3 protein-coding genes are annotated in these 3,163 nt (G+C 65.3%); 2 read left to right on the top strand and 1 reads right to left on the bottom strand.

The genetic code is table 11. The annotated features are described in order from the left end of the window. The first annotated feature begins 44 nt into the window (after nt 1-44). Both APY03_RS13105 and APY03_RS13100 read left to right on the top strand, forming a co-directional pair. Nucleotides 45-1,625 carry a TRAP transporter large permease gene (locus APY03_RS13105; protein WP_068677478.1) on the top strand — a complete coding sequence of 527 codons (1,581 nt, stop codon included), beginning with the start codon at nt 45-47 and terminating at the stop codon, nt 1,623-1,625. After that, on the top strand, nt 1,622-2,101 hold the full coding sequence (locus APY03_RS13100; RefSeq protein ID WP_068677476.1) for a hypothetical protein: 480 nt from the start codon (nt 1,622-1,624) through the stop codon (nt 2,099-2,101). The genes APY03_RS13105 and APY03_RS13100 overlap by 4 nt, the downstream gene beginning before the upstream one ends. 40 nt (nt 2,102-2,141) lie before the next feature. Here APY03_RS13100 and APY03_RS13095 read toward each other — a convergent pair whose 3' ends face one another. Then, nucleotides 2,142-3,131 (bottom strand): retropepsin-like aspartic protease, encoded by a 990-nt coding sequence (locus APY03_RS13095; RefSeq protein ID WP_083944324.1) that lies wholly within the window; start codon nt 3,129-3,131, stop codon nt 2,142-2,144. Nucleotides 3,132-3,163 lie beyond the last annotated feature (32 nt).

The raw sequence follows: 3,163 nt of genomic DNA, 5'->3' as shown, positions 1-3,163 counted from the left end.
AAAATGGCGTCAGCTTACCCACTCAGATTTCAAGAGAGGCAGAAATGCAGATGGAAAATTTCGCCCCGGTCATGTTCGCGGGGCTGGTGCTGATCATGCTGATCGGCTTTCCGGTGGCGTTCTCGCTGTCGGCGCTCGGCCTCCTCAGCGGCTTCATCGCGATCGAGATGGGCTGGTTCCCACCGGGCTTCATGGCCAACCTGCCGCTCAACGTGTTCGGCATCCTCTCCAACGAGACGCTCCTGGCCATCCCCTTCTTCACGCTGATGGGCGCGGTGCTCGAGAAGTGCGGCCTGGCCGAGGACATGCTCGACTCCATGGGCCAGCTCTTCGGCCCGGTGCGCGGCGGCCTGGGCTACTCGGTGATCATCGTGGGCTTCATCCTCGGCGCCATCACCGGCACCGTGGCCGGCCAGGTGATCGCGATGGCGATGATCTCGCTGCCGGTGATGATGCGCTACGGCTACAACATGCGCTACTCCGCCGGCGTGCTTGCGGCCTCGGGCACCATCACGCAGCTGGTGCCGCCCTCGCTGGTGCTGATCGTGATGGCCGACCAGCTCGGCACCGACGTGGGCCAGATGTACAAGGGTGCCTGGGGCCCTTCGATCCTGCAGGTGCTGATCTTCGCGATCTACACCTTCCTGGTCTCGCGCATCCGGCCCAGCTACGTGCCGGGCGTGCCGGCCTCGGCCCGTACGCTGCAGGGCTGGGCGCTGTGGGCCAAGTGCCTGCGCGGCATCATCCCCTCGGCCATCCTGATCTTCGCGGTGCTGGGCTCGATGGGCGGCCTGCCCTTCATGGATCACGCGATCGCAACGCCCACCGAGGCCGGCGCGATGGGCGCCGTGGGCGCGCTGGTCCTGGCCGCCATCCACCGGCGGCTGAACTGGCCGATGCTCAAGGAAGCGATGAACGGCACCATGCGCCTCACCGCGATGGTGGTCTTCATCCTGATCGGCTCGCGCGTGTTCTCGCTGGTGTTCCAGGGAGTGGACGGCGGCAAGTGGATCGAGCACATGCTCTCCGGCCTGCCGGGCGGCCAGCTCGGCTTCCTGATCGCGGTGAACGTCTTCGTCTTCTTCCTGGCCTTCTTCCTCGACTTCTTCGAGATCGCCTTCATCATCCTGCCGATGCTCGGGCCGGTGGCGGCCAAGCTGGGGATCGACATGGTGTGGTTCGGCGTGCTGCTATGCGTGAACATGCAGACCTCGTTCATGCACCCGCCCTTCGGCTTCGCGCTGTTCTACCTGCGGGGCATTGCCGACACGCTCTTCAAGAACGGCGCGCTGCCGCGCAAGATCGAATCGCGCGACATCTACCTCGGCGCCATTCCCTGGGTCGGACTGCAACTGCTGCTGGTGGCCATCGTGATCTTCTTTCCGCAGACCGTCACCGTGTTCCTGGACAAGAAGGTCGAGGTCGATGTGGACAAGATCCAGCTGGAGATGCCGGTGGACCTGCAGGGGCCCGGCAGCGGAGGCATCAACATGGACGACCCGTTCGGCAACAGGAAGTCCGGCGAGCCGGACGCGCTGCCTATGCCCGAACCCGAACCCGAACCCGAACCCGAACCTGAGCCCGAGGCACCCGCCCCGGAGCCCGGGGCTGACAGCAAGCAGTGAGCGCCACCGAGCCCGACGCGGGCGGTCTGCTCGAAAGCCCGGCCTATCCGCCCCTGGTGCGAATCCTGGCCGTGGTGCTGATCGTCGACCTGCTGGCCTTCGGGCTGTGGAGCCTGCCCGCGCTGCGCAGCGCAGAGTGGTCGACGCCGAGCCTGCTGCTGTTCGGCGGTGCCGCGGCCTGCATCGTGTGGGTGGGCTACTGGATCGTCTACAGCCGCACGCGGCTCGAAGGCGATGTGCTGACGCAGACCTGGATCTGGAACCGGCGAGCGGACGCCGCCCAGGTCACTCAGCTCAAGCTGGTGCATTGGCGTTTGCTGGACCGCATCGTCGCGCCGCGCCTGCTGGTGCGGCAAGGCCCGGCGGTCACGTGGTTCCACTCCGCCGATGCGCGCCTGCTGACGGGGTTTGCCGAACGCGTGGCTGGGCGCCTCACTCTGAACAGAGGCCCGTCTTCAGTGCAACGGCCCGGCTGAGGGCGCCGCAATTGCAACGCGACCGGGGACCTCGCCGCCCTCAAGGCTTGGCGTCCCGGCGGGACATCTTTTCCACAAGCAGTTGCCGCGTCGCATACGAGACCCAGATCTTCTGCGAGCGAAGGAAATCCAGCCCCAGCAGTCCATCGTACGGTTTGACATCGATTTCCGAGACCTTGATCTCGACGTTTCCGTAGGAACCCCGGCCGACGCGAACCCGGTCGAAACGCCGCGCAAAGTTTTCCATCGGCATGCCGCTGGCACCATGGCTGATCGTAGGGCGCGCTTCGCGCTTGAGCTGCTCGACGGCCAAGCCCAGCTTGGCGGCGGCCTCCATTGAAATCTTGGTGCTCCCGGCCCCTGTGTCGAGCACCAGTTCGAGCGGCTTTCCTTCGAAGAAGACCGGCAGGGAGAGTGTGCCCTGGTCCAGTTTCAGCGCCACGGCATCGTGAGGCTGCGACCAGGGCTTGAACTCCGAGCTGCTGCTGCAATCCTTGACGTGGTACACGTTCAGGCGCTTGTTCGGGTAGTCGAATTCAAGGTCGTACTTGGCGAGCAGGTCCGCCCCGACCACCCCGCGAAGGGAGCCGGCACCCTCCATCTTGTCGCCGACACCCATGGCGAAATCGAAGCGCTCGATGCCGGCAAAGGTCAGCTGGCGCACGGTAACGTCCGAGTAGGCGCGCCCAGGCTTGCCATCCGTGCCGATGGAGCTCCGGCGTCGGCCTCCACGATCTGGCAATTCCAGCCGCGCGGCAATGCCCACGTCGATGGAACTCCTTTGCGCGCCGGTATCGACCAGGAAATGGATTGGTGGCTTTCCGTTGATGATGACCGGTGCCTGGAAATGGTTTCGCTCCTCCAGCAGTTCCGTCGCGCCCACGCGTTGGATGCTGCAGGCTTCGGCCCGCGCCCAGAAGAATGCAAAGAAGATGAGACAGCCGACGGCTGGCCTCAGGGCCTTGGCTGTCCTACGGGGCACAGCGTCGTGCTCGCTTGCACCTGTCAGCCCTCCAGATCTGCTCACCATGGCTCGGACGGCGTAAGAGGACCCACCTCGAC

Origin of the sequence: Variovorax sp. WDL1 (genome assembly GCF_001541225.1) — a bacterium.
Classification (GTDB): Bacteria; Pseudomonadota; Gammaproteobacteria; order Burkholderiales; family Burkholderiaceae_C; genus Variovorax.
This window is presented reverse-complemented; position numbering and strand designations above follow the sequence as displayed.